A 26,009-nucleotide genomic window follows, 5' to 3' on the forward strand; every position below is an offset into this window, starting at 1 on the left:
GGTTACTGTCTCGTTTTGCTATCCTGCTTCTTCAATGAGGATTGGGCGGGCCAAAATGATGCGCCGTTCATTAACGTCTGCAGTATCCAATACGGCCGCAGTTAGCCGAGCGGAAGGGAGACGGATTTGCCGATCCCAAGTGCGGCGTGAACGTTCAGTCTCCTGCATGGCAAAAACTGCACGATCACCGCTTTCGATCCATACAGCCATCATTGCGGAGACATCGGCAGCAACTTCTGGTGAGTTGAGCTCAAGTTCCGTCCGCACTATTTCGGCAAGGATTGATGGATCAGAAGGGTATCCGCGTGTTGTGCGTAGCTGCTCCTTGGTCCAACCCCGAACCCAGCCACCATGGGCGACATTGTCAGGCGAACCCACAAGAATTAGATCCGTTTCTTGCTCTCGGAACGGTTGTTGTGGAGGTGTATTCGAATGTCCCCACATGACGCTTGCCTCGCCATAAGTACTGTTCCCGAATAATCCAAATGGCATAACGCCGATGCATAGATTGGTAACGTAAGTATCTAGTAATGAGCCTTCGAATACTTCCCAAGGGTCTTTTCGAATTTGGCGATTCTTTCGTCGTGCCACTTTGAGAGCCATATCGACGCGTTCAGCCGACGAGAGTACTTCGCTATGTTCGATGTTTCGTTCGGCGCTGAAAAATCGCGATAAACCAACTTTCCATCCGCGAGTGCGAGACAGTATATGCCCATCGTGCACGTGATCCATGAGCGCTCGCTCCGAGAAATAGTGCATGGCTAAGCGCCTGCCTGCTGAGCGATATGTTCAGCATCTCTGACACTAAGTTTTCCGGACATGAGCTGCGGGAGGAGCGTATCCCGTGTTAGCTGCAGGAGCTCGTTTTCGGCCAAGAATCCAGCGATGGTATTTTCAATTGCGCCGACCTTTGATTCAATTTCTGATGCAATATCTTCACGCACCGTAGGGACTAGAATCCCATGCAACTGAGACTTGTTTATGGAACCAAAAACGGTCCCTTCTGCTTCGTACGGTGCCCAAACCGAACTTTCATGTCGAAGCAGGTGGAACAAGGTAGCCTGACGGCCAAATTTGTGTCTAACCGCTGAAAGTCCGCGACCTATGCAAACCTCATCTTGAGAGAAATTCACTTCCCCAACAGGGGCACGTACGCTCAACAGTATGTCGCCCTTTTGCGCAAGTCGTAATGCGTTAGTTGTGCTAACGCGACGCGATGGGAAACGCATGCCGAAATCGCGGACCCCTTGGAAAAACGCTATGCCCTCGCTATTTTCATTCAGGTCTGATCCTTTAGGAGAGGTACCCATGACAATGTTCGCGGCTTCATCGAGTCGTTGAGTCAATGACGTGACTGTCATTCGAACCATAGTTTTGGCTAAGTCGTCTGCAGTATCAGCGAGTTTTGTATTTGCCGCGATCTTGTCGTCGAGCGCGCCGAGAACTTCAGCGATGGCTTGTTGAGTGCCGATTAAAGGTAGAGGCACTAAATGCGAAGCGGCAAAATCGGTGTATTGGAATCGAGCAACGCCAGTATGCTGAACTTGGTACTGCTCAATTTCACCGGAGAGATACATCGACTGTAGATACCAGTAGAGGTATCTAGGGTCAACGATTTCACTATTCGCACGCATAAATCGGGCGAAGCTGGCGCATGTGACTGGACTGCTGAACCCTGCTTGAACTCGTTCCGAAAAGATCATGGTGCGCCCGGTTGGCCGACCAGGTGAGCCCCCTGCTGTTTCTATTAGAATGTCACCTGGCTCCAAGGTTCTACGCTGTACGTTTTTCTGATTCAAGAAGCGGACAGGGACTTTTCGCGTATCTCCAACGGAGACATCATGGAAATCAGTAGCACGAATTACTTGGTACTTTTCATAGCCATCCTGCTCCTCTGCTTTCCCCCAATCGCCATCCTTTGTTGTTATCAGGAGGTCTTTGAGGAGAATTCTACTAGTCTTGTGCATTCTGAACTCTTCCCAACTGCTGGCGAACAATTTGATCCAGTCGCGACGACTCATCCAACTGATCGAAGAGTCCCTTCTTCAACCGTTCTATCTTCTCTTCGATTGGTTCACCGTCGTCTTCGACTTCAGCGGCCCCGACGTAGCGTCCCGGGGTAAGGGCGTATCCCGCATCCTTAATTTCCTGAACTGTGGCCGAGTAGCAGAATCCCGGAACGTCTTCGTAGGCCCCTTCGGCAGATTCCTTGCCACGCCACGTATGGAAGGTATTGGCAATCGTTGAAATATCTTCATCGCTGAGTGCTCGTTCGGCGCGGTCAACCATGTGCCCCATACTGCGGGCGTCGATGAACAGCGTTTGCCCCGAGCGGTCCGTGGAGCCACCTACGCTGGCAGTTTTGTCTTTCGCGAAGAACCAGATGCAAACGGGGATGCCGGTGGAGCGGAAGAGTTGGGTTGGCAGGGCCACCATGCAGGAGACCACATCGTTCTCCACCAGCTTGGCGCGGATGTCTCCCTCGCCACCGGAGTTCGAGGACATGGAGCCATTGGCCATAACCACGCCGGCGGATCCGCCGGGTGCAAGTTTGGACAGGATGTGCTGGATCCACGCATAGTTGGCGTTGCCGGTGGGCGGAACACCGTAGGCCCAGCGGGGGTCTTCCTCGTTCCTCGCCCAGTCCTTGATATTGAATGGTGGATTGGCCATGATGTAGTCGGCTTTCATCTCCGGGTGGAGATCGCGGCCGAAGGTGTCTCCCCAACGGGGGCCCAAATTCGCATTTAGGCCGTGAATGGCCAGGTTCATCTTGGCCATGCGCCAGGTGCGCTCATTGAGCTCCTGGCCGTAGACGGAGATCGCCGTGCGATCCTCATTGTGGGATTCAAGGAATTTCTCAGTCTGGACGAACATGCCGCCCGAGCCGCACGCTGGGTCGTAGACGCGGCCGCTCTGGGGTTCAAGCACTTCAACCAGGACTCGCACCACGCCTGCTGGCGTGTAGAACTCGCCGCCTCGTTTGCCTTCGGCACGGGCGAACTTCTCCAGGAAGTATTCGTAGACTTCGCCGAGCAGGTCGCGGGCACGCGTTGACCCTTCACCAGTGAACCGCGCACTGTTAAACATGTCGATCAGTTCACCCAAGCGGCGTTGGTCTACGCTGTCGCGGTTGAAAATGCGCGGTAGGGTGCCGGCCAGCGTTGGGTTGGCTGTCATCAATTCATCCATGGCGGTGTCCACAAGCTCACCGATGTTCTTCGGAGCATTTCCGTCAACCGCGGACAGGCCCTTGGCATTCACAGCCAGGTGGGACCAGCGAGCGGCATCTGGAACAAAGAATGCGCCATGTCCGGTGTACTCGTCCGGATCATCGATCAGCAGGGCGATCTGGGCCTCGGCCAGGCCGCTGTCCGTCAATTCGGCGCGGATCTGTTGACGCCGCTCTTCGAAGGCATCCGAGACGTATTTCAGGAAGACCAGACCAAGGATGACGTCCTTGTACTGCGAGGCATCCATGGATCCGCGAAGCTTATCCGCAGCTTTCCACAAGGTGTCTTTGAGTTCCTTCATAGTTGAAGGAAGCGCGGCTTGGGCCGCTGACTTTTTACGGGGTGGCATTGCTGCCTTCCTTTCGCTGGGTACTGCGATCAATCATGTCAATTTTTTGGTCAATAACCATATTGGTTAATGAGTTTTCAAGCGCGTTAATCGTTTCTATTCTTTTTTGCGCGATCTTTTGCTCATTTTTCAGAAACTCCAAAGCTCGAACCAGCAGGTCTTTTTTGTCTTCGGGACAGATCCGGATATGCGTTCTCGGCCATTGCTTCAGCTGCTGGCGGTTAAGCGCTTCGACTATGAGGTCAGGGATCAGCCCACTGGAATTGTCCGCGGTAATTCGCAATGCCTTTGCCGGGAATCGCACCACTCGTGAGCCTTCGCGATCTACGACCGCCCGGACTTCGCCGGTTGTGCTGAAGACAATGTCGCCGGGTTCGGTCAGTTGGCTGTTCCCATAGCCGTTGGCCAATGCGAAGTGGGAAATAGTTGCATCCGTTTTGGCACTGGGTAGCAAGCTTGCCTCCCAGATGCCGATGCCAGAACGTACTGAGTCGTCGACATCACCTGGAGCAAATCTGGTGCCCGGCAGATGCTTCAAAGCACCGGACTCAAGCAGCTCACCGATGGTTGGTTCATGTCCGCGCTTGAAGTCCAGTCGAGTTTCCAATGCAGAAAATTCGAAAGGAAAACCGGGGCGGGCTTCGTTGGTTTCCTGCACTACATCGGCAAGAGCCTCCAACTCGGTGACGGCTCGGGCGGACGTTGCGTAGTCGGTGTAGATCTCCCGCTCCATGCGTGGTGCGGGAATCAGTCCTCCGGATGCAGCGACCAACGTGGGAAGTGGCATCCAGCGTGAGTGGATTACGGCCACTGGTCTCTTGCTGGTCATATTCCGTAGACCAAACGCCACCTGCGCGCCAAAATCCGCATTGAGCAGCTGCGTCAAAGTCCGTAGGCTCAGATCCGAGACGAGCATGCGTGCCGGACTCTCTCCGGTGCTTGGCAGTTCCGGCCCAAGAATCCACAAGGCCATGCGCTGCCGTGGCCTCGCGGCCCTTACGCCAGATGGGAGGGAAGCGATCACGTGAACACGCCGACTGCGCAGGATCGTTGAGCGGATCGAGTCCAGCTCCTTGTCCTCCAGCGGTTCGCTGAGAATCGATGCTGGTCCAACGATCAGTCCTCTGTCCTGACGGTCGAGGCTGAGTGCAAGCTCATCGATTTGGGAAAGCAAGGCACTTGCCTGGGCATCCGGGACCTCGGAGGACGGCAGTTGGGCCAGATAGGTTGCCTGTCCGTCCGTATGGACTGAGTCCAAGATGACATTGTCCTTACCGGCGGCAACGGCTACCACTCGACGCATGGCCATTCGCGCCAGTGCCGACCGCGCGGCCGTGTTCGGTTGCTGCAAGCCAACGGTGAGCGATTCTGTTTCCGGGAGTCGAGCCAGTGTGCTGAGCAGCAGGTCGCTTCCGCCGCGGGTGGCCTCAACTATCGCGCCTTGACCGCGCAGGGCCAAGGCCACGTCCGCGAGGAACAAGAGCGCGTCTTCGCTGAGAGCCGTTTGGTGCAGCTCCTTCAAGCCCTCGGTGAACCGCGCCGAATAGATGGCTTCCAAAGCGTGAGCCGCCGTATATGCGGCGTCAGCGCACATGTCCGCCTTCTTTGCCAGATGCTGCAGGTTCCGTGATTCATGGATTTCCTTGAAAAGGAACTCATCATCCGGATCTTCTTCGTCGGCCAGGTCCACGAGGTCATCGACTGCGTAGGTGCCCAAAGGCTCTCCGACCAGGGTCCTCAAGGCCAACAGCGCGGTCAATGGCTCGATGTCCTGCGGATCAATCTGGATATTTATTCCAGCGTCGGTCCGGACATGTGGGTTGTTCCCTTTGCCAGTCTCTTCCAGCCACGACACCACGTCATGCGAGAAGAAATAGCGCTGTTCGCCGCGAACCACGGCAGGTTCTGGAAATGGTGTGGAGCCGGCGGCATGCCGCTTGATCCACATATTCACGACGGGACGCCTGACCTGAGCCAGGCTCGCAATATCGGACATGCTCATGAGGTCACAGTGTTGATTTTCCATGAACACCTCCTGGAATTGTGGCGCCGATTGTTCCTTTCTCCATCATGTCAGAGTTCCAAGCAATACTCTCATTTTCTTTGATAACCCCCATTATCAGTTTATTTAATGACTCAGAGTGAATGTTCTCCGTAGCGTGGACTCGTCAGCACAAGCTGGCATCCAGTTCGGCCGGGCCAAGTTTGGGGACGCGGTCCGGCCCAGCAGATCTCATCACTTTCCAGGAGGTAGCGACATGTCGGAGACAGCCGACCAACCGCCAACTGAAACCAGCGAATTGGAGCAAGCAACGCGCTTGCCGCGACGGTGGATGCTCCCGGCAGCAATTGGGGGAGTTGCCGGTTGCCTCATCGGTGCGCTGGCGGTTGCCGGCATGTCGAACCCTGGACTGTTTGCCGGCGGGCCCGATTTTGCCCAGGTTGCCGAAGAATGCGAAGTTTCCGCGGAAGGCTTTCTCGTGCTGGATGACGGCGAGGCGCTGCAGCTGGACAGCAAAGGCAGTGACGTCTGGGATTCCGGAACGGAGGACTTCGCGCAGATTGCCTGCGTGCTGGCCGGGCTGGAGGTCCCCGGATCGGTGATCAGCAAGATCGACAGCACCCGGGCGCTGGATGGCCGCCAAGACGACAGCTGGGACGGCGTGGCAATTTCCTGGTCCTACCACCCCGACTCCGGGGTGGACATTCTTCTAGAAAAGGAGCGGTAACCATGAATTCCACCGAGCAATCCTCCACAGCTGATTCTTCGCACGTCAACCGAAAGCGCCGCGGATGGTTCAAACCTTTGCTGGCGCTCGTGGTCCTGCTGGGAACGCTGGCCGTCGGTTTCCTTGTCGGAAACGACAGCATGGATCCGACCCAGAGTGAGGAATACGCCGCTCTGGGGGCCGAGAAGTCCGCCGTGGAAGGCGAACGAGATGCCTTCGAGGAGGCGCGCGACGAGGTGCGGCAAGAACTCGACGAGTACCGGGACGAAACCGAAACCCGGGAAGCCGAGCTGGCTGAGCGCAGCGACGAGCTGGATTCCAGATCCAAGGCGCTCGACGAGCGCAAGGAGGAGCTGGATGAATCCGATGCGGCACTGGCCGAACGCGAGAAAGCCGTCGGCAAGGCCGAGGACGAGAAAGAAGCCAATACCGTCAGCAACGGCGTGTGGACCATTGGCGTGGATATCAAGGCCGGAACCTACAGGTCTGACGCGCCAGTCTCCAGCGACTGCTATTGGGCAGTGCTCAAAACGGGAACCAATGGGGACATCATCGACAATGACATCCCGGGCGGCGGACGTCCTTCGGTCACCGTGGGCAAGGGCCAAGACCTCGAGCTGAGCCGTTGCGGTACCTGGACCAAGCAATAACTGATCATCACTACCTATGACGCAGCTTCTGGCTGTGAGATTGAGGAATATCATGTCCAACCATATTCAGCAGGCTTATGACGCTCCGGGTTATCCCGGTGACCAGGCGCCAGCAAAATCATTTGTCGCCACCTGGCTCTTGTCCTTGTTCTTCGGGTTTCTCGGGGTAGACCGTTTCTATCTCGGCAAGATCGGTACCGGTGTGCTGAAGCTCTTGACCTTCGGTGGTCTGGGAGTGTGGGTGCTGATCGACTGGATCATCATCCTGACCGGCTCGATGCGCGACAAGTCCGGCAGGTTGCTAGAGGGCTACGCTAAGCACCGGCTCGTCGCGTGGATTGTCACCGCCGCATTGCTGGTCGTGGGGATGGTGTCAGGCGGTAGCAGTGCCGCAATGCTTGCCAAGACGGCCGCAGACGTGCCGGCGGTGTCGCAGCAGGCAGATCCCAGCTCCGCGGCAGCAGCCCCGGCTGAAGCCGAAGAGGAAGTTGTCGAAGACCCGGTCGGCGAAGCCGTCGAAGAGGCTGCAACCTGGCAAGAAGTGGTCACGTTGAAGGGCGGAACCGATAAGTCAAGCTCCACCTTCGACCTAACTGACGCGGAAGCCCGCATGACGTACTCGTTCGCCGGCGGCGAGGATTTCGCCATCGGTGCCATCTACGTCTTGGAAGAAGGGATCGTGCTGCTCGAAGACGGCGGCATTCCCGAGGTCATGCTCGACGGTCCTGCCGAGGACGAGACTGCACTCCATAAGAGCGCGGGCACATACTACTTGGACGTCAACGCGGCGAACTTCAGCGGGTGGACCGTTACCATCGAAGAGCTGCGGTAGGGGCGGGGGACAATGAAATATCTGCTGTCCAAAAAGGCGGAAGTTCTCGTATCTGCCATGTTCCTCACCGGTTGCCTGGCCATTGCCGCCTCCAACATTCTGGACAACGTTGACGAAGCCACACGCGGGGCGGAGCCCAACTACCTGATCACCGGAGTCTGGGTACTGGTTGCATTAGTGCAGATAGTGCTCTTCATCATGCACTTGAGTGCCTTGCGCACCTACAAGCGGTACGTTGCACAAACCGGAAATACGCAGGAAGCCAAAGCGGGACCGGAGAACCTGGAATAGTCACCTCCAAGATTCTCGCAGGGAAGGCCGGGCCAGAAAGCAAAAACCGGGCTTGTTTGACCTTGGAATCCAAGGTCAAACAAGCCCGGCTTTGTGCTGCCTGTTAGATTAGTCGGCGTCGACGATCGAAGCGATCACGGCACCGGAGGACAATGATTCACCGGGGCTGACTTCCAAGCCCTCGATCTTGCCAGCGCGGTGCGCGGTGATTGGCTGCTCCATCTTCATCGCTTCGAGCACCACGATCAAGTCGCCTTCGGCTACGGTGTCACCGCTTTCAACGGCTACCTTCACGATGGTTCCCTGCATGGGCGAGCGCAGCTCGGCACTGTTTCCAGCGGCGGCCCCGGCCTTGCGGCCCGGCTTGCGCTTCTTCTTGGCAGCCTTGTCATTCGCGGCGGCAGATGCCGCGCCCAGCGAGGAGGGCAAGGTGACTTCCAAGCGCTTGCCGGCAACCTCAACGGTGACCGAGGTGCGTTCTGCAGCTTCTTCCGCCTCGACCTGTGGCATCGGGTGCGGCTCGATGACGGTGGCGAATTCGGTTTCGATCCACCGGGTATGCACCGTAAAAGGCCCGGATTCGGGCACGAAGGCCGCATCGCTCATCACCGCGCGGTGGAATGGCAGCACCGTGGCCATGCCTTCGAGCTGGAATTCTTCCAGCGCGCGGCGGGCGCGGGCCGCGGCGATCTCACGGGTGGAACCGGTGACGATCAGCTTCGAGATCATCGAGTCAAAGTTGCCCGAGACGCTCTCGCCAGCTTCGACGCCGGAATCCACGCGCACGCCGGGGCCGGTAGGCAGAGTCATCTTGGTGATGGTGCCAGGGGTGGGGACGAATCCGCGTCCGGCGTCTTCGCCGTTGATGCGGAACTCGAAGGAGTGGCCGCGGACCTCGGGGTCCGTGTAGCCGAGCTCTTCTCCACGGGCGATGCGGAACTGCTCGCGGACCAGATCCAGCCCGGTGACCTCTTCGGAGACGGTGTGCTCCACCTGCAGGCGGGTGTTGACCTCGAGGAAGGAAATGACGCCATCCTGTCCCACGAGGAATTCGCAGGTGCCGGCACCGGTGTACTTCGCCTCGCGCAGGATCGCCTTGGAGGATTCGTAGAGCCGGGTGATCTGCGCTTCGCTCAGGAACGGCGCCGGGGCCTCCTCGACAAGCTTCTGATTGCGGCGCTGCAAGGAGCAGTCGCGAGTGGAGACCACCACGACGTTGCCCTGGATGTCGGCCAGGCACTGGGTTTCCACGTGGCGCGGGGCATCCAGGAAGCGCTCGACGAAGCATTCGCCGCGGCCGAAGGCCGCGATGGCTTCACGCACGGCGGACTCGTAGAGCTCGCCGATGTCTTCGCGGTTGCGCACCACCTTGATGCCGCGTCCGCCGCCGCCGTAGGCGGCCTTGATGGCCAGCGGCAAGCCGAACTCGTCGGCGAATGCGTAGACCTCTTCGGCCGAAGCGACCGGATCCTTGGTTCCCGGAACCAGGGGAGCGCCCACCTTCTCGGCGATATGGCGCGCCTTGACCTTGTCGCCCAGCTGGTCGATGGAATCCGGGCTGGGGCCAATCCAGGTCAGGCCCGCGTCGATGACGGCCTGGGCGAAATCGGCGTTCTCGGCCAGGAAGCCGTAGCCGGGGTGGATCGCGTCGGCGCCGGAACGCTGTGCGATATCCAGAATCTTCTCGATACGAAGGTATGATTCGGCGGCGGTGGTGCCGCCCAGTGCGTAGGCTTCATCTGCCAGACGCACGTGCAGCGCATCGCGGTCCGAGTCGGAATAGATCGCAACCGATTCGATTCCTTCATCGCGTGCTGCACGGATAATTCGCACTGCAATCTCGCCGCGGTTGGCGATTAGCACCTTCGTCAATGGATTCATGGGTGAACCTTGTCTATAAAAAATTAGGGTTTCTCACCTAGGAGCCTATCGGCTTTGTGGGAAGTATATGTACTTATCCGGAAAATCTGGGGTGTTAGGCCGATATTTTTGGAGGGTTCCTACAAAATGTGCTGCCATTTGGGCCAAAGACAAAACTCCTGATGTCCTGAGGCCTAACAGGCACCGTATTCCACACTTCGTTTCACCCTCTTTCGCGGGGCAAACCGGTGAACCGGCGGCCAACGGATTCGAGGGGATTGTTAAACACCGCGTCCCTGTCCGAGAATAAATCTTGGACAGGGACGCGGCAGGAGATGGCTACTTCCAGAGGCTCACAATCGGGATTCCGGCTTCCGCCAGCAGCTCGCGCAGCACGAAGATATCCAGACCCACCACGTTTTGGAAGTTCCCTTCGATGGACTCGATGAAGGCCGAGGCCAAGCCATCGATGGTGAATGCGCCGGCACAGGGCAGCGGTTCACCGCTGGCCACGTAGGCTTCGATTTCCTCGTCGCTGACCTCGGCGAAGTGCACGGTGGTCGAGGAGACACGTCCCCTCGCGCCTTGCGGGGCGTCGGTGTCTACCAGCCAATGCCCGGAATGCAGGATGCCGGTGGCGCCACTGAGCTGCTGCCAGCGTTCGCGGGCCACCTCGGCGGTATAGGGCTTGCCGTAGGCCACGCCATCGAGCTCGAAGACGGAGTCGCACCCCAGCACCACTGTGCCCTCGGGGTGCTCACCTGCGGCGACGTTCTCGGCCTTGGCCCGGGCCAGGAGCAGCGCGGTTGCTTCCGGGCTTTGCGCTCCGCCGGCGCTCACGGCGGCTGCCAACACGGCATCCTCGTCAACACGCGAGATCTGGGTTCCGAAGGCCAGCCCGGCATCGGCCAACAACTTTTGCCGCCCCGCGGAGGCGGAGGCCAGCAGCAGCCGGGCGCTCTTTTTGCTAGCGGTCATACGGTTACCTCTTCCTTGGCCGAAGCTTCGCCGAGCGGCCGCTCGGCCTTGCGGTCCAGCATCTCATTGAGCTTTGCGCCCTCGACATCCACGTCTGGAAGGATCTTATCCAGCCATTTCGGCAGGTACCAAGCCTTGTCGCCCAACAGGTGCATAATCGCTGGAATCAGCGTCATGCGTACCACGAAGGCATCAAAGAGCACCCCGGTAGCCAAGGCGAAGCCCAACGGCCGAATCATTGACAGGTGGGAGAAGATGAAGCCGGCAAATACCGCGATCATGATCAGCGCGGCCGCGGTCACCACCGGGGCGGCCATGGAGAAGCCCGAGCGCACCGCGTCCCTGGCCGACAATCCGTGGGCGTAGTGCTCACGCATCGCCGAGACCAGGAACACCTGATAGTCCATGGCCAAACCGAAGAGGATGCCGGTGAGCAGGATCGGCAGGAAGCTCAGCAGCGGGCCGGGGACATTGACGTCGAAGACCGAACCCATCCAGCCGAACTGGTACACCATCACGCTGGCCCCGAAAGCCGCAGCCAGCGAAAGCAGGAAGCCACCGGTTGCCAAGAGCGGAACCACTACCGATCGGAAGACCAGCAAGAGCAGGATCAGCGAGAGCCCCACCACGATGGCCAGGTACGGAGGCAAGGCGGAGGTCACCTTCTCCGAGACATCGATCTGCGCTGCGACCTGGCCGGTCACCGCGATCTTGGCGCCCGTGGCGTCGTTGATCCTCTGGGCGTCGCCGCGCAGCTCGTGCACCAGCGCTTCGGTGGCGGCGGAGGCGGGGCCATCTGCCGGGATCACCTGGATCGCGGACAGCGACCTGTCTTCGGTCATGGTCACCGGGATGGCGGCGACCACGCCGTCGTATTCACGGAGCATGTCTGCGATATCCAATGACTTGGATTCGGCCTGCCGCTCGGATAGGTCTGCGGGAAGGTCCGCGAGGACCAGCAGCGGGCCGTTGTAGCCGGCGCCGAACTTGTCGCTGGTCTGCTGATAGGCCTGGAAGGCCTGTGAGTCGGCGGCTTCGGCGCTGCCATCGGGCAAGGCGGTACGCATCTGCGATACCGGGATCGAAATGGCGCCGAGCACCACGACCACCAGCAGCGACACGGGAATCGCGATCTTGGTGACCAGGCGGACCCAGCGCGCCGAGACAGGTTCCTTGGCCACCGGCTTGTCCGCCTTTTTCCGGGCACGCTTGGACACCAGCTTGGAGCCGGCCATGGCCAGCAGCGCGGGGAGCAGCGTGATGTTCAGCAGCACCGAGCAGAGCACGGTAAAGGCCGCGGAGAGTCCGAGCACCGTCAGGAACGGCAGACCCGGAACTGCGAGGGCGGACAGCGCGATGATGACCGTCAGCCCGGCGAAGACTACGGCATTGCCGCTGGTACCCACCGCGCGGGCGATCGATTCACCGACCTCCATGCCGGAGAGCAACTGCGTGCGGTGGCGGTGAATGATGAACAGCGCGTAGTCGATTCCCACCGCGAGTCCCAGCATCAAAGCCAGCGCGGGGGTAATCGAGGCCATGGTGAACATCGAGGAGAAGGCAAGCGTGGTGCCCACCCCGGCGCCAACACCCAGCAGGGCGAGCAAGAGCGGCAAGCCGGCGGCGATCAGGGTGCCGAGCATGACCAGCAGGACTACGGCGGCGATCACCACGCCGATGATTTCGGCGGTGCCGAAGACCTCCGAAATGTCCTGCAGGATTTCCTTGGAGAAGAGCACCTCGACACCGGTGGACTGCGGCCCGCTGGCGATTGCGGTGATGGCTTCACGATCCGACGCGGTCAATGCGTCGGTCGCGATGCGGAAACTGACTTGGGAGACGGCGGTGGAGCCATCTTCGGAGACGAAACGCATGTCCCCGCTGGCGCCTACCTGGCGGGAGGCGAACTCAAGTTCGGCCCGTCCGCTCTCGAGGTCTTTTTCTCCCTTGGCGATGTCTTTTTCGCCCTCTTCGAGCTCTTTGGTCTTTTCCTTGATCGTCGTTTCGGACTCGCGCAGCTGTTTCTCTGCGTCCGCCAGCTGCGCTTTGCCGGCTACGAAGGCAGCCTTTTGCTTGTCGAATTCTGCCTGTCCGGCGTTGAGCTCGGCGCGGCCGGATTCAACTTCGGCACGCGCCTGCGCCAGCTTTGACTTGTTCGCATCGATTTCTTGCTTGCCCGAGGCAAGCTGTGCCTTGGCCTGGTCAAGCTGCTTTTTGGCGGAGGCCAGTTCGCCGCGGCTAGCCTCGAGCTCCTGGCGGCCTTCGGCGGCCTGGGTGGCCCCGGCATCCAATTCCTTGCGCGCGGCATCCAGCTGCTTCAGGCCCGCCTCGGCCTGGTCGATCTGCTTCAGCGCGGCGCTGGCCTGAGCCTTGCCCTCGGTGGCCTGCAGCTTGGCGGCGTTCAGTTCGGCGAGGCCGCCCTGCAGTGCCGTCAGCTTTTCGGTGTACTCGCGAATCAGGGCTTCGTCACCCTCGGCTTCGGCCTGTTTGAGCGCCTGTTCGACTCCGGGGATCTGGGATTCCAGTTCCGAGATTTGCGGTTCAATGGTCTTCAGGCCCTCTTCGGCCTTCGCCAGGCCCTCGGTGGCCTGCTCTTTGCCGGCAACTAGTTCCTTGTCAAACTGGCTGCGGGACTTGCCGTCCAGAAGCTTGTCCAGCCCCGCCCGGTATTCTTCCTCGCCTGCGTTCAGCTGCGCCTCTGCCTGATCGAGCTGCTTTTCTCCGGCCTCGAACTGGCTCCGCCCGGACTGGTACTTTTCGAATCCCGCATTGTATTCGGCGAGGCCCGCCTTGTATTTCTTTTCGCCGTCGTTCAGCTGCGCCTGCCCGCTGTTCAGCTGGGTTTCACCGGCGCGTAGCTCATTCCAACCGGCGGCCAGCTTCTTTTCGGCCGCGGCGATCTGCGGCTCGGCGTCCTCGATTTCCTTGGTGCCATCGAAAAGTTCGGACCAGCCCTCGGTGATCTTCTTTTGGCCGTCCGCGAGCTGTACCTTGCCGTTAGCTACCTGTTCCTTGGCATCGTCGAGTTCTTTCTGCCCGTCCACCAGTTCTTGTTGGGCGTTGTCCAGCTCGGGCTTGGCGTCATCAAGCTGTTTCTGCAGTTCGAAGGGGCTCATGGCCTCGACGACCTGCGGATGCAAGGCCAGCTGATCCAGGGAGTCCTGGATCGCCGATTTCTGGTCCGCGTTCAACTCGCGGTTTGAACCTTCACGGAAGACGATGGTGCCCTGTCCGCCGGCAAGATCGGGGAGTTCTTCCTTCATCCGGTCCATGGTGCGCTGGGTTTCGGTGCCCGGCAGGGTGAAGGTGTTCGACAGCTGCCCCATGAACAGGCTGGCACAGACGCCGATGGCGATAAACGCCGCAATCCACATGGAGAGCATGCGGAAACGGTGCCTGTGGGCCCACGAGGCGAGGCGGTAAAGGAACGTAGCCATGGCTTAGTCTTCCTTGAGCGAGTTTGGTGCGGTCAATGGCAGCGAGTTGAAACCCGCATCGAGTGTTTCCATGGCCCGGGTGATGAGCCGATGGAAGGAAGAGATGAGTTCGTCGGAAACGTGCAGCCCGGTCGCATCCGGCTCGGGCAGCTGGTCGATCCACGTATCGAAGGCCGCTTGCCCGGCCCCGAGGATGGCATGCGTGAACACGCGGATGGAGTAGGCATCGGTATGCGGGTACCGGGCGGCTATTTTGGCGATGACGTCGCCGGTGGCGCTTTGCCAGGCAATGAAATTCGGCGGGTAGCAGGTTCCGTTTTCCTGCCGGCGCAGATAGGCGCCGAATTGCGCGACCTGCCCCAAAAGCTCGGTGGCCCGCTCGGATTCCAAGGCGCGGACCACTGCTTGCATCAGTGGCAGCTGGTCGGTCAGGGGAGTTAATGTCTCGACCATGTGTTCGAGCACCGCGTGCAGGGGGTAGGACAAGATTGCATCTACGGAGGGGAAATAATTGAACAGGGTGCGCCGGGAAATGCCGGCAATTTCGGCGATTTGGGTGGCGGTGATCGCCGTGCCGTGCCCCTCGCGCAGCAGTCGAAGGGCGGCGTCGACGATCGCCTGATGCGTCGCCTGCCTATTGAGTTCGCGGCGCGTGCCGGTGCCATTGGAAGTCACGTAATTACACTACGTGCAAACTTGCACGCTGTGCAAAGTGGGGAGTTGTGTTCTGCCCCACGAAAAAGCGGTCGGCATCCTCCTGATGGGAGGATGCCGACCGCTGGGTGCTGCTCAGGCCGCTCGGACCTGAGGGGAACTAGGCATTTGCCGACGTTGCCGCCGACTGATCCTGGGTGGCCGCGATGCTGTCGTCGGCGAATGGATTGCCATTGCGTGGGGCGTTGTACAGCTCCGCATCCAAGATGCCTTCGCGCTTGGCGACAATCGTTGGGACCAAGGCCTGGCCGGCCACGTTGACCGCGGTGCGGCCCATGTCAACAATCGGATCAACCGCGAGCAGCAGGCCAACGCCGGCCAGCGGAAGTCCAAGGGTGGAGAGGGTCAATGTCAGCATCACTACCGCTCCGGTCGTGCCGGCAGTAGCAGCCGAGCCCAGAACCGAAACCAGGGCAATTAGCAGGTAGTCGGTCACGCCGAGGTCAATTCCGAAGAACTGCGCCACGAAGGTGGCGGCAATCGCCGGATAGATGGCTGCGCAACCATCCATCTTGGTGGTTGCACCCAAGGGGACGGCGAAGGATGCGTAGCCCGAGGGCACGCCGAGGTTGCGTTCGGTCACGCGCTGAGTCAGCGGCAGCGTGCCGATGGAGGAGCGGGAGACGAAACCGAGCTGCACCGCGGGCCACACCCCGGAGAAGTACTGCTTGATGGAAAGGCCGTGGGAGCGAACCAGGATGGGGTAGAGGGCGAAGAGCACCAGGGCCAGACCGATGTAGATGGCGAGGGTGAACTTGCCCAGCGCCCCAATGGTGTCCCAGCCGTAGCTTGCGACGGCGTTGCCGATCAGGCCAACGGTGCCGAGCGGGGCGATGCGGATAATCCACCACAGCACCTTTTGGATGATCGCGAGGATCGAAGCGGAGAAGGCCAGGAATGGTTCGGCCGCCTTGCCGACCTTCAGCGCGGCAATGCCCACGGCGATGGCGATCACCAGGATCTGCAGCACATTGAAGCTGATCGAGGTGGTGGCCGCATCCTCGGCGAGCTTGGTGCTTGCGCCCAGGCCCAGGAAGTTCGAAGGGATCAGCCCGGTCAGGAATCCGAGCCAGTCGCCGGTCTTGCCGTCGTACTCGGCCGGTGCGCTTTGGCCGGTATTGGCGCCGGGCTGCATCAGTACGCCCAGTCCCATGCCGATGGTCACGGAGATTAGCGCGGTGATGCCGAACCACAGCAGGGTCTGCCAGGCCAGGCGTGCAGCGTTTGTCACCTGTGCCAGATTGGCAATGGAAGCAACCACTGCGAAGAAAATCAGCGGGATGACGGCCGTGCGCAGCAGGGCAACGTAGCTGGAGCCGATGATCTGCAGGGCTTCACCGAGCGCGTTGGGTTCCTCGGAAGTGCTGCCGGTGTACTTGGCGACCAGGCCGAGGATCAGACCGACGATCAACGCAGCGATAATCTGCGGACCGAAACTGGTCATCCAACGAGGCAGTCGGGATGAAGGTGCGGTGTTAGACATGACTAAAACGGTATGCCGGAAAACGCCAACCATCGCAGTTAAAGTTACGCAACATTACGATTCTGGATTATTCCGTTATTGACAACTCAATTACTGTGCGACCGGTCACCGATCTGGGCTGAAATCCAGAGGTGTTTTGCGGATTGCGACGAGTGCCCCGGCATTCGGAGGTGCCCTGCGCGGCGTACCGGAGGCCTCGCCCAGGAGTTTCCAGATGGATTTTCGTAGGTAATTATGCTTCCAAGGATTTGGTTATTGCCGGTGAAATACAAGATGGCAGTACGAACGGTCGGCGCCAGGCGAAAACGCGCAACGAACGGTCTCAGCAGTTCTTGGGCTCCGGGCTGCACGCAATGGAATGGCACCGCGTACTGGCGAACTGCACCGCCTGCGCAGGGGTCGGTCCGCCGGCTGTTGACGATGGCCAGTTGGCTTTGAAAGTCGGTAGATTGGATGCCGCTAGGGGATTCGCCTTAGGCGTGCGACGACGAACATCGGAGAAATCATGCGGGTATATATCACTAGCGTCATGGTTGATGACCAGGCGAAGGCCGAAAAGTTCTACACCGAAATTTCTACACCGAAATTCTCGGATTTGTGAAGAAGCACGATGTGCCGGTGGGTGAATTCAAATGGCTGACACTTGTCTCGCCAGAAGATGAGGCAGGCGTCGAGGTCCTGCTGGAACCTGCCGAGCATCCGGCGGCGCGACCATTCCAGGCGGCTCTTTTCGCCGATGGCATTCCGCTGACCTCATTCGCGGTTGACGATGTCCGGTCCGAATATGAGCGTTTGCGCGCCCTGGGCGTGCGGTTCACCCAGGAACCCACAGAGATGGGCCCGGTGACCACTGCCGTATTGGATGACACCTGCGGAAATCTGATCCAGCTGTCCAACTACCGCGGTTAATGACGCGGCAGGAGCCGTTGGCTGCCGGGAATCCCCGGCAGCCATCGGCTTGGCTAGCTGCCTAGCTCAGCAGGGCGCGGTTGAGCGTATCAAGTCCCACCGAGCCGAGTTTCAGCGCCTTGGTGTGGAAGTCCTTGAGCTCGAATTGCCCGCCATCGCGGGCGGCAACCTCGTCGCGGGCCTGCTCCCAGAGCCGCTGGCCGATTTTGTAGCTGGGGGCCTGGCCCGGCCAACCGAGGTAGCGGTTGTATTCGAAGTCCAACTGGCCCTCGGTGAGATCCAGATTCTTCTGCAAGAACTCATACCCGTTATCGGCGTCCCAGGTTCCGGTGCCCCACTGGGGAGGAACCGCCAGGGCCAGATGCACGCCAATGTCGAAGACCACGCGGGCCGCACGAATGCGTTGGGCATCAAGCATGCCCAGATAGTCGCCCGGATCATCGAGGTAACCCAGCTTGTGCATCAGCCGCTCGGAATACAGCGCCCACCCCTCGCCGTGGCCGGAAACCCAGCAGAGCAGCCGGCGCCAGCTATTGAGCGTGTTCGCCTGCATTTGCGCGGTACCTATCTGCAGGTGATGGCCCGGTACCCCTTCGTGGTACACGGTGGTCAGCTCCGACCAGGTGGAGAACTGGTCTTCGCCCGGCGGCACCGACCACCACATGCGTCCGGGACGGGTGAAATCTTCCGAGGGCCCGGTGTAGTAGATTCCCCCGTCTTCTGTCGGGGCGATCAGGCACTCGATTCGATCCATCGGGGCTGGAATATCGAAGTGCCTGTCGCGCAGCTCGGCAATCGCCTTGTCGGCTTTGTCCTGCATCCAGCTCTTCAGGGCCTCGGTGCCGTCCAGTTTGCGCGCCGCATCAGCGTTGAGGATCGCCTTGGCTTCCTCGATGGAGGCGCCGGGCTTGATCAGTTCGGCCACGCGCTGCTGCTCCGCGATGATCGCATCTAGCTCGCCGACTCCCCAGGCGTAGGTCTCGTCCAAATCAACCGATGCACCCAGAAAGCGGCGGGACATCAACGCGTAGTATTCACGGCCTGCCGCATCCGCCTCGGGGGCCTGCGCCAGCAGTTCTTCCCGAAGCATTTGCGCAAGCTTCAGGTAGGCGTTCTTCGCCAGGGACGCTCCGGCGTGCAGCGACTCGGCGAGCTCGGGGTCTTGCTCGGCACCGGAGGTGGCTAGCCGATCGAAGAACCCACCGTCTTTTGCATAATCCCGGCACTGGCCGGCGACGATCTTCACCTGACGCTTAGCCGACACCAACCCCTTGGAGGCCGAATCGCGCAATGAGGCGATGTAGCCGTCGATTGCCTGCGGGACGTTGGCAAGCCGGGCGGCCACAAATGCGAAGTCCGCTGCGCTCTGCTGCGGCATGAGGTCGAAGACCGAGCGGATTTCCTGCGCCGCGCAGGCGATATTGTTCAGCTCGGTGCGTCCGGTCAGCTGGATTTCCAGATCCAGGCCGAGCCGCTCCTGCATCGCATCGAGGGTGACCGAGTCGATGTCATCTTGTGGCTTCGCCGCCTCAAGTTCCGCGAGAGTCTCCCGCAATAGCTCGATCTGCTGATCGGTGCCCCTGGGGGAGTAGTCGGAATAGGCCGACTCATAACCGGGGAGCCCGAATGAAACGCCGTACTCCGGAACTAATTCGAGAGTCTTGGCAAAGAAATTTTCCGCAATGGCGTCGATGCCCGTCGGCACGCGCTGCGTAGCAGTGGATGTCATGGAGCTAACACTAATAGATATGAAAGATTTGTTGAAGAGTATTGGGTAATTGCCGGCACACTTGTTTGGAATGCGATAAACCCCGGAGCCCTGTCTTTCGACAGAACGCCGGGGTGCAATACCAGCTGCCTCTAGCGTCGGCCTAAGCTCCAGCCGAGGCGGGGAGTCAGCGCGCGGCGCTTGCGAATGCGTGCCACGCGCTGTGGTTCGGCTGGGGTTTCGCTTGCTGCCGGTGCGGCGGTGCCCATCGCCGCGAGCAGTGCGGTGACTGCCGCGAGTTCCTCGGCGCTGGGCTTGCCCTTGGTCACGGTGATGAGGGCGGCCGCATTGGCGGTGCTTTGCTCGGGCACAGGCTACTCCTTGAGAAAATTAGTTGCTGGTCAATGAGTCCGCCGCTTACAGCGGGATATTGCCGTGCTTCTTCGGGGGCAGGGTCACATGCTTTTCACGCAGCGCGCGCAGCCCGCGCACTAGCTGCAGGCGGGTCTCGCTAGGGGCGATCACCGCGTCGATGTAGCCAAGCTCGGCGGCCTGGTACGGGTTGAGCAGTTCCGCTTCGTAGTCTTCGATGATTTGCTTGCGGCGCGCCTCGACGTCGCCGCCTTCGGCTTCTACCGCGGCCAGATCGCGGCGGTAGAGAATATTCACCGCGCCCTGTGCTCCCATCACGCCAATCTGCGCCGTCGGCCATGCCAGGTTGAGGTCTGCGCCAAGCTTCTTGGAGCCCATCACGATGTACGCTCCGCCGTAGGCCTTGCGGGTGATGACGGTCAGCTTCGGCACGGTGGCCTCGGCGTAGGCATAGAGCAGCTTCGCGCCGCGGCGGATGATGCCCTGGAATTCCTGGTCCTTGCCGGGCAGGAAGCCCGGGACGTCCACAAAGGTCAGGATCGGGATATTAAAGGCATCGCAATTGCGCACGAAGCGGGCTGCCTTCTCCGAGGCGGCGATATCCAAGGTGCCGGCAAACTGCATCGGCTGGTTGGCGACCACGCCTACGGTGCGCCCCTCGACGCGGGCGTAGCCGATCATGACGTTCGGCGCGTAGAGCGCCTGCATCTCGAAGAAGTGAGCGTCGTCGACAACCGACTCGATCACCTTGCGCATGTCATATGGCTGGTTCGCGGAATCAGGAATCAACGTGTCCAGGGACAGGTCATCGTCGTTGAGTTCCAGGTCCTCGTCGAATTCGGCGATAATCCCGTCGGCGAGATTCGAGGAAGGCAGGAAGTCCAGCAGTTCCTTGCAGAACTCCACGGCGTCTTCCTCGTCGGTGGCCAGATAGGTGGAGGTGCCGGTGTTCGCGTTGTGCTGGCGTGCGCCGCCCAGGGACTCCATGTCGATCTCTTCGCCGGTGACGGTCTTGATGACGTCGGGGCCGGTGATGAACATGTGGCTGGTCTTGTCGACCATGATCACGTAGTCGGTCAGCGCGGGGGAGTACGCCGCGCCGCCGGCGCTCGGGCCCATGATCAGTGAAATCTGCGGGACGACGCCGGAGGCGTGGACGTTGTTGCGGAAGATGTCCGCGAACATGGCCAGCGAGGCGACGCCTTCTTGGATGCGTGCTCCGCCGCCGTCGAGGATGCCGACGACCGGGCAGCCATTGCGCAGCGCAAATTCCTGGACCTTGACGATTTTCTCGCCATTGACCTTGGAGAGGGAACCGCCGTAGACGGTGAAGTCCTGCGAGTATACGGCGACAAGGCGGCCATCCACGGTGCCGTAACCGGAAACGAGTCCATCGCCCAGGGGCTTCTTCTTTTCCATGCCGAAGGCGGTGGAGCGGTGCACTGCAAGGGCATCAAATTCGATGAAGGAGTCTTCGTCCATCAGCATCTCGATGCGTTCGCGTGCGGTGTGCTTGCCGCGGGCGTGCTGCTTTTCGATGGCGGCTTCACCCGAAGGCGCCTGTGCCAGATTCTGGCGGCGGCGGAATTCGGCAAGCTTGCCGGCGGTGGTGGACAGATCGATTGATTCTTCCGTCTCGGTACGGCCCTGCGTCATGCCTTCGACTCCCTCGGGTTATGTCTTATGTGTAGGAATGGCACAAGAAAAATGCCAACTAAGTCAGTCTAACCGGGAAAATTTCGGTTTTTGTTGTAGGAAACTTACAAATTGGCCCCGGGGAGAACGTGAAGCACGCCAGAATAAGTTACTCACGAGTAGCTTAGTGCGGCGACATCGCGTAATCTAGGTCACATGACTAATGAATTGCGAGCCGACATCGCCCCTGACATTTCACAACTTAGCGGCCGAACCATCGTGATGAGCGGTGGAAGCCGCGGCATCGGATTGGCCATCGCCGAAGCTGCGGCAAAAGCCGGAGCAAATATTGTCTTGCTGTCAAAGACAGACACGCCACACCCCACTCTGGAAGGCACCATTCATTCTGCGGTAGCGAAGATCAACGCCGCCGGAGGCCAGGGGCTGGCGGTAGTCGGAGACGTGCGCGAAGATGCTGACGTCCGGCGCGTGGTCGACGCGGCGGTCGAAAAATTCGGCGGCATCGACATCGTCATCAACAACGCCTCCGCCATCAACCTGGCCAAAACGGATGACCTGGACATGAAGCGCTACGACCTGATGCAGGACATCAACGTGCGCGGCACCTTCCTGCTGTCCAAAACCGCGCTTCCCTACCTGCGCCAATCGACGCACGCGCATATTCTCACCTTGTCGCCGCCGCTGAACCTCGACCCGCACTGGGCGGGCCTGCACCTGGGCTACACGATGGCCAAATATGGCATGTCATTGACCACCCTCGGGCTGGCCGAAGAGCTCAAGGGCGATGGCGTCGGGGTGAACTCCCTGTGGCCGGCAACCCTCATCGATACCGCAGCCATCCGGAGCTTGCCAGGGGGAATGAAAATGATTCAGGCAGCACGCACCACGGACATCGTTGCGGACGCGGCGATGTGCATCTTGGCCAGCACGCCGTCTTCGGTGAGCGGGAATTTCTTCACCGACACCCAGGTGCTGGAGCTTTCCGGGGTAACCGACCTGGAAAAGTACTCGGTGAATCCCCAGGCCCAACTCATCGAGGACATTTTCCTTTAGAACTGAAGTTCGGTGCCGTGCGTGTCATAGAGTTGAAGGATGAATCCTGAAACATCCTCGGCGCGTGCGGCTCTGGACCCGTTGCCGCTTCATGAATTGGCCGCGCAACTGCGGCTGGGATTTATCAAGGTGCTCGCTACCTCGGGTTCCACCAACACCGAGCTTGCCCAGCTGGCAAGCTCCGGCGCCGCCGGGCACCTGAGCGTCCTATTCAGCGAGCATCAGCAGCAGGGCAAGGGGCGGTTGGGCCGCGAATGGGTAACGCCGGCCGGGTCGGCCATCACGGTCAGCGTCCTCGCTTCGCCGGGCACTGCCATGGAGCCAGAGTCCTTGTCCTGGTACACCATGCTGGCGGCACTGGCCTGGTCGCAGGCCGTAGAGGAACTAGCGCCGGTGAAGCCGCGCATCAAATGGCCCAATGATCTGCTTGCCGGAGACCGGAAAATCTGTGGAATTCTTGCCCAGCTGGTGCAGACGCCGCAAGGATTCGCTGTAGTCGTTGGAACCGGGATCAATGTAGATCAAGAAGCCTCGGAGCTTCCCGTCGCCACGGCAACCTCGCTGCGACTAGCCAGCGGCACCCGGGTCGACCGCGGTGAGCTCCTAGCCGAATATCTGCGTCGCTTCACCGCATTGGATGCCGCTTTTCGTGCGGTGGGCGGGCAGAGCACCGCGTCGCTCGGAGAATATTCCGGCCACTCCTTGCGCGACCTCGTCGCGGCTCGTCTGGCCACCCTGGAGCAGGACGTCCGCGTCGAATTCCCCGATGGATCGCAGCTGCTCGGACGTGCGGTGCAGTTGGCCGAGGACGGAGCGCTAGTGGTGGAAAACGCTTCGGGGCAGAGCCAACGAATCTTGGCAGGCGACGTGCACCACGTGCGGCGCGCCGACGGCAAATACGCGTAACAGGCGAAGCACAGAATACGCGGACTAGTATTAGTGGAGAAGACTGTACAGAAGAACCTACGGTAGGAGGGGCGAGGAACTAGACGATGAAGGTGCCGTTACATGACAGGGAGCGCGTGGTCATCAAGACCCGAGAACATTCCCGAGTGTTACGCCAACCTTTTGCCGTCTTTTTATTCCTCACCGCCGGGTGCGCGTTCTTGCTGGGCTACCTTTCACGCCATGACCTCTCGGACTGGCTCGCGAGCGAATCCGATCTATGGATGGTTCTCAGCCTGGTGCTCTGGTTCATTCTGGTGCTGATTTGGTGCGTGACACCGTGGGTGCGTTGGCTTCGCAGCTGCATCATCTTGACCACCGAGAGAATCTTGTTCCGGACCTCTTTTGGGCGCGCGGACCTTGAATCTGTCGGACTTTATTCCGTGCGCGACGTAATTGCGCACACCAAACAACAAGCTGCGATCACGAAACCAGGGGCCTTGGACGTTGTCTTAAGCCATGGACATGTGCGTATTATGCATGTGCCCGCAGTATCTTATTTCCGCACGTTGGCTATCGAAATGATGAGCAACTTGCATAATCAGCAGTCATCGAACTCCCAGGTAGATGCATCGAACAGTGAGGGCATTGGACAATGAGCACCGACAACTCCAATCCATCACGCCCAGATACCCCCTTGGCGGCCTCCGAAGCCGTACGCGAGGCACGCGGGCACACGGCAAACCATGAGATCCCGGCGGAGCTAGACCCGATTGCGGAACTTGCACAGGCAATGGAGAGCCCCCTGCAGGTACCTGACCATGCTTCCGACGCGGTCAAGGACCACATGGCCGAATTGGAAAAACGGCTGATCGGTGGACAGCGCGAATTCAAGCGGCGAGAAGTCGCCGCCGATGCGGGGGTCTCGCTACTTTCGGCGCGCAAACTTTGGCGCGCCATGGGCTTTCCCGAGCTCGGCGACGATGAGGTCTTCTTCAGCGGACGTGACACCGAAGCCTTGAAGACCATGGTCGACCTGGTCCGCGAGGGCAAGCTCACCGACGAAACGGCGATCTCGCTGATGCGCTCGGTCGGCCAGATGACCGATCGGATGGTCGTATGGCAGGTCGAGGCGATCGTCGAGGACATGGTTGCCAACCAGAATATGAGCGACCGGCAAGCCCGCCGCCAACTACTCGAGAGCCTGCCCGAACTTATCGGCCCTCTGGAAGAACTGCTGGTTTATTCCTGGCGCCGCCAGCTCAATGCCGGCATCCACCGGCTGGCGCTGCGCGCCGAGGCCGGGGTGGCTGCCTACAATCAGGACTCCAGCGATAGCGATGACACGCCGTTGCCGCTTGCCCGCGCGGTAGGTTTCGCCGATTTGGTTTCCTACACCTCACTCTCGCGCCGGATGAATGAGCGCACCTTGGCGCAAATGGTCCAGCGCTTTGAGTCCAAGAGCGCCGAAATAATTTCGGTCGGCGGCGGTCGCTTGGTGAAAACCATTGGCGACGAAGTCCTATACGTTGCCGAAACCCCGCAGGCAGGTGCCCAGATCTCCTTGGCCCTTTCCCGTGAGTTCGAAGCGGATGAGCTCTTGCCACGCACTCGTGTGGCCGTGGTGTGGGGGCGATTGCTTTCCCGCCTGGGCGACATCTACGGGCCGACGGTGAACCTCGCCGCTCGTCTGACTTCCCTTGCCGAGCCTGGGATGGTGCTGACCGATGCGGTGACCGCCAATACCTTGAAACAAGACGCCCGATTCATCCTGACCGCGCAAGAGGTGACCTCGGTGCGTGGTTTTGGTGATATTCAACCCTATGAACTCTCCGCTGGCGAGGGTGGCAGGCTGGTGCTGGACTAAATGGAAACCGAACAGCACTCAGAAAGCTTCCGCCTTGCGGTGAGCGGACAAACCCACGTGGGTCTGAAGCGTCAAGACAATCAGGACCGTATCCTGATCACCGACGTGATCCAGGCGGTAGCCGACGGCATGGGCGGGCACGAGGCCGGCGAGGTCGCAAGCCAGCTGGCGGTGGAGACCCTCGAAGAGCTCAATACCTTCAGCTTCAAGACCGTGGTGCCGCGTCTGCCCACCGTGGAACAGATCCAACGCCAGATCCAACTGATCGATGACCGCATTCGTGATGCCCTGGAGTCCCGTGGCGGCACGACCCTCTGCGCCTTGGCGCTGGTCCGCAGCGCCGGCCCGGGGCAAGACCAGATCAGCCAGCCAATGGTGGTTCCCCCGTGGACCGGCAGTTTTAAGATGAGCCAGAACACCGACGTGCTCAGCAAGATTACCCCCGAGATGCTGGCCGAACACCGCGCCCGGACCGAGAAGGTCAGTGCGGAAACCCAGAGCACCGGCGAATATACGAGCCTGCTATTGGTGAATGTCGGAGACTCGCGAGGGTATCGTTTGCGCGGGCAGGAACTGCGCCAGCTCACCCGGGATCATTCGGCCGTACAGGAAATGGTTGATGCCGGACAGATCACCGAAGCCGAGGCTCGCAGCCATCCGCATCGGAATCTCATTACCCGGGCGCTGGGTGCCGGTGCCGACAGCCAGCCCGATCTCACGGTGCTCCAGCCACGCATCGGCGACCGCTACCTGTTGTGCAGCGATGGGCTGAGCGGGGAGCTGACGGAGATGAATATCCAAGAACTCCTGATCAACCACCCGGACCGCCAAGAGGCTACCCAGGTTCTGACCCAAGCGGCATTGGAGGCCGGGGGGCGTGACAACATCGCGGTGGTAGTCATCGATGTGTTGCCTGACACCGGTTCCTAATTACCGGGCGTGCTAGAGGCCAAAGCGTCGGCCGGGTGGGGCACAATTGGATACGTGAGTGAAAATCCAGTAA

Annotated in this window: 22 protein-coding genes; 10 read left to right on the forward strand and 12 right to left on the reverse strand. The window is 60.2% G+C overall.

The window, feature by feature from the left end:
* Positions 1-18: 18 nt before the first annotated feature.
* Genes ACT3UQ_RS04020 through ACT3UQ_RS04035 form a run of 4 tightly spaced genes read right to left on the reverse strand, consistent with a single transcriptional unit; the run spans position 19 to position 5,608 of the window.
* Entirely contained in the window at positions 19-732 is a 714-nt protein-coding gene (locus ACT3UQ_RS04020; protein ID WP_146113372.1) for a hypothetical protein, read from the reverse strand.
* A gap of 29 nt (positions 733-761) precedes the next feature.
* Positions 762-1,967 (reverse strand): restriction endonuclease subunit S, encoded by a 1,206-nt coding sequence (locus ACT3UQ_RS04025; protein WP_181148480.1) that lies wholly within the window; start codon positions 1,965-1,967, stop codon positions 762-764.
* On the reverse strand, positions 1,954-3,582 hold the full coding sequence (locus ACT3UQ_RS04030) for a class I SAM-dependent DNA methyltransferase (RefSeq protein ID WP_105569871.1): 1,629 nt from the start codon (positions 3,580-3,582) through the stop codon (positions 1,954-1,956). Before ACT3UQ_RS04030 ends, ACT3UQ_RS04025 begins: the two co-directional genes overlap by 14 nt.
* Positions 3,569-5,608 (reverse strand): hypothetical protein, encoded by a 2,040-nt coding sequence (locus tag ACT3UQ_RS04035; RefSeq protein ID WP_444636512.1) that lies wholly within the window; start codon positions 5,606-5,608, stop codon positions 3,569-3,571. Before ACT3UQ_RS04035 ends, ACT3UQ_RS04030 begins: the two co-directional genes overlap by 14 nt.
* Before the next feature lie 232 nt (positions 5,609-5,840).
* On the opposite strand from ACT3UQ_RS04035, the gene ACT3UQ_RS04040 reads away from it, so the two are divergent.
* Genes ACT3UQ_RS04040 through ACT3UQ_RS04055 form a run of 4 tightly spaced genes read left to right on the forward strand, consistent with a single transcriptional unit; the run spans position 5,841 to position 8,084 of the window.
* Complete coding sequence (locus ACT3UQ_RS04040) at positions 5,841-6,311, forward strand: hypothetical protein (protein WP_105569873.1); 471 nt, start codon at positions 5,841-5,843, stop codon at positions 6,309-6,311.
* A 2-nt stretch (positions 6,312-6,313) separates the two neighbouring features.
* Positions 6,314-6,961 (forward strand): Rnase Y domain-containing protein, encoded by a 648-nt coding sequence (locus ACT3UQ_RS04045; protein ID WP_444636513.1) that lies wholly within the window; start codon positions 6,314-6,316, stop codon positions 6,959-6,961.
* A 52-nt stretch (positions 6,962-7,013) separates the two neighbouring features.
* Positions 7,014-7,793 (forward strand): TM2 domain-containing protein, encoded by a 780-nt coding sequence (locus tag ACT3UQ_RS04050; protein ID WP_444636514.1) that lies wholly within the window; start codon positions 7,014-7,016, stop codon positions 7,791-7,793.
* A gap of 12 nt (positions 7,794-7,805) precedes the next feature.
* The gene (locus ACT3UQ_RS04055) at positions 7,806-8,084 is read left to right on the forward strand and encodes a hypothetical protein (protein ID WP_444636515.1); all 279 of its coding nucleotides are present in this window, start codon (positions 7,806-7,808) and stop codon (positions 8,082-8,084) included.
* Between the two features lie 108 nt (positions 8,085-8,192).
* Here ACT3UQ_RS04055 and ACT3UQ_RS04060 read toward each other — a convergent pair whose 3' ends face one another.
* From ACT3UQ_RS04060 to ACT3UQ_RS04080, 5 genes are all read right to left on the reverse strand, one after another.
* Positions 8,193-9,965 (reverse strand): acetyl/propionyl/methylcrotonyl-CoA carboxylase subunit alpha, encoded by a 1,773-nt coding sequence (locus tag ACT3UQ_RS04060; RefSeq protein WP_105569877.1) that lies wholly within the window; start codon positions 9,963-9,965, stop codon positions 8,193-8,195.
* 318 nt (positions 9,966-10,283) lie between these two features.
* On the reverse strand, positions 10,284-10,922 hold the full coding sequence (locus ACT3UQ_RS04065; RefSeq protein ID WP_444636516.1) for a Maf family protein: 639 nt from the start codon (positions 10,920-10,922) through the stop codon (positions 10,284-10,286).
* A complete protein-coding gene (locus tag ACT3UQ_RS04070; RefSeq protein WP_444636517.1) occupies positions 10,919-14,359 on the reverse strand; it encodes an MMPL family transporter in 3,441 nt (1,146 codons plus the stop codon). The genes ACT3UQ_RS04065 and ACT3UQ_RS04070 overlap by 4 nt, the downstream gene beginning before the upstream one ends.
* Before the next feature lie 3 nt (positions 14,360-14,362).
* Positions 14,363-15,034 carry a TetR family transcriptional regulator gene (locus ACT3UQ_RS04075; protein WP_096287537.1) on the reverse strand — a complete coding sequence of 224 codons (672 nt, stop codon included), beginning with the start codon at positions 15,032-15,034 and terminating at the stop codon, positions 14,363-14,365.
* Positions 15,035-15,173: 139 nt separating this feature from the next.
* Positions 15,174-16,556, reverse strand: coding sequence for a dicarboxylate/amino acid:cation symporter (locus ACT3UQ_RS04080; RefSeq protein WP_176484225.1), 1,383 nt, complete (start codon positions 16,554-16,556; stop codon positions 15,174-15,176).
* 597 nt (positions 16,557-17,153) lie between these two features.
* On the opposite strand from ACT3UQ_RS04080, the gene ACT3UQ_RS04085 reads away from it, so the two are divergent.
* A complete protein-coding gene (locus tag ACT3UQ_RS04085; protein WP_444636518.1) occupies positions 17,154-17,465 on the forward strand; it encodes a VOC family protein in 312 nt (103 codons plus the stop codon).
* A 61-nt stretch (positions 17,466-17,526) separates the two neighbouring features.
* On the opposite strand, the gene ACT3UQ_RS04090 is transcribed toward ACT3UQ_RS04085, so the two are convergent.
* The 3 genes from ACT3UQ_RS04090 to ACT3UQ_RS04100 form a co-directional block, all read right to left on the reverse strand.
* On the reverse strand, positions 17,527-19,194 hold the full coding sequence (locus tag ACT3UQ_RS04090) for a DUF885 domain-containing protein (RefSeq protein WP_444636519.1): 1,668 nt from the start codon (positions 19,192-19,194) through the stop codon (positions 17,527-17,529).
* Between the two features lie 131 nt (positions 19,195-19,325).
* Complete coding sequence (locus ACT3UQ_RS04095; RefSeq protein ID WP_096287529.1) at positions 19,326-19,544, reverse strand: acyl-CoA carboxylase epsilon subunit; 219 nt, start codon at positions 19,542-19,544, stop codon at positions 19,326-19,328.
* Between the two features lie 46 nt (positions 19,545-19,590).
* Complete coding sequence (locus tag ACT3UQ_RS04100; RefSeq protein ID WP_444636520.1) at positions 19,591-21,201, reverse strand: acyl-CoA carboxylase subunit beta; 1,611 nt, start codon at positions 21,199-21,201, stop codon at positions 19,591-19,593.
* 195 nt (positions 21,202-21,396) lie between these two features.
* Here ACT3UQ_RS04100 and ACT3UQ_RS04105 point away from each other — a divergent pair, with 195 nt between their 5' ends.
* The 5 genes from ACT3UQ_RS04105 to ACT3UQ_RS04125 all read left to right on the forward strand — a co-directional run bounded on the left by ACT3UQ_RS04105 (position 21,397) and on the right by ACT3UQ_RS04125 (position 25,936).
* Positions 21,397-22,254 (forward strand): SDR family oxidoreductase, encoded by an 858-nt coding sequence (locus ACT3UQ_RS04105; protein WP_444636521.1) that lies wholly within the window; start codon positions 21,397-21,399, stop codon positions 22,252-22,254.
* A gap of 39 nt (positions 22,255-22,293) precedes the next feature.
* A complete protein-coding gene (locus tag ACT3UQ_RS04110) occupies positions 22,294-23,160 on the forward strand; it encodes a biotin--[acetyl-CoA-carboxylase] ligase (RefSeq protein WP_105553818.1) in 867 nt (288 codons plus the stop codon).
* 86 nt (positions 23,161-23,246) lie between these two features.
* A complete protein-coding gene (locus ACT3UQ_RS04115; protein WP_105553817.1) occupies positions 23,247-23,798 on the forward strand; it encodes a hypothetical protein in 552 nt (183 codons plus the stop codon).
* Positions 23,795-25,006, forward strand: a complete 1,212-nt coding sequence (locus ACT3UQ_RS04120) for an adenylate/guanylate cyclase domain-containing protein (protein WP_105553816.1) — start codon at positions 23,795-23,797, stop codon at positions 25,004-25,006. The genes ACT3UQ_RS04115 and ACT3UQ_RS04120 overlap by 4 nt, the downstream gene beginning before the upstream one ends.
* Entirely contained in the window at positions 25,007-25,936 is a 930-nt protein-coding gene (locus ACT3UQ_RS04125) for a PP2C family protein-serine/threonine phosphatase (RefSeq protein ID WP_105553815.1), read from the forward strand.
* Positions 25,937-26,009 lie beyond the last annotated feature (73 nt).

Source organism: Glutamicibacter sp. AOP12-B1-11 (genome assembly GCF_052379245.1).
GTDB lineage: Bacteria > Actinomycetota > Actinomycetes > Actinomycetales > Micrococcaceae > Glutamicibacter.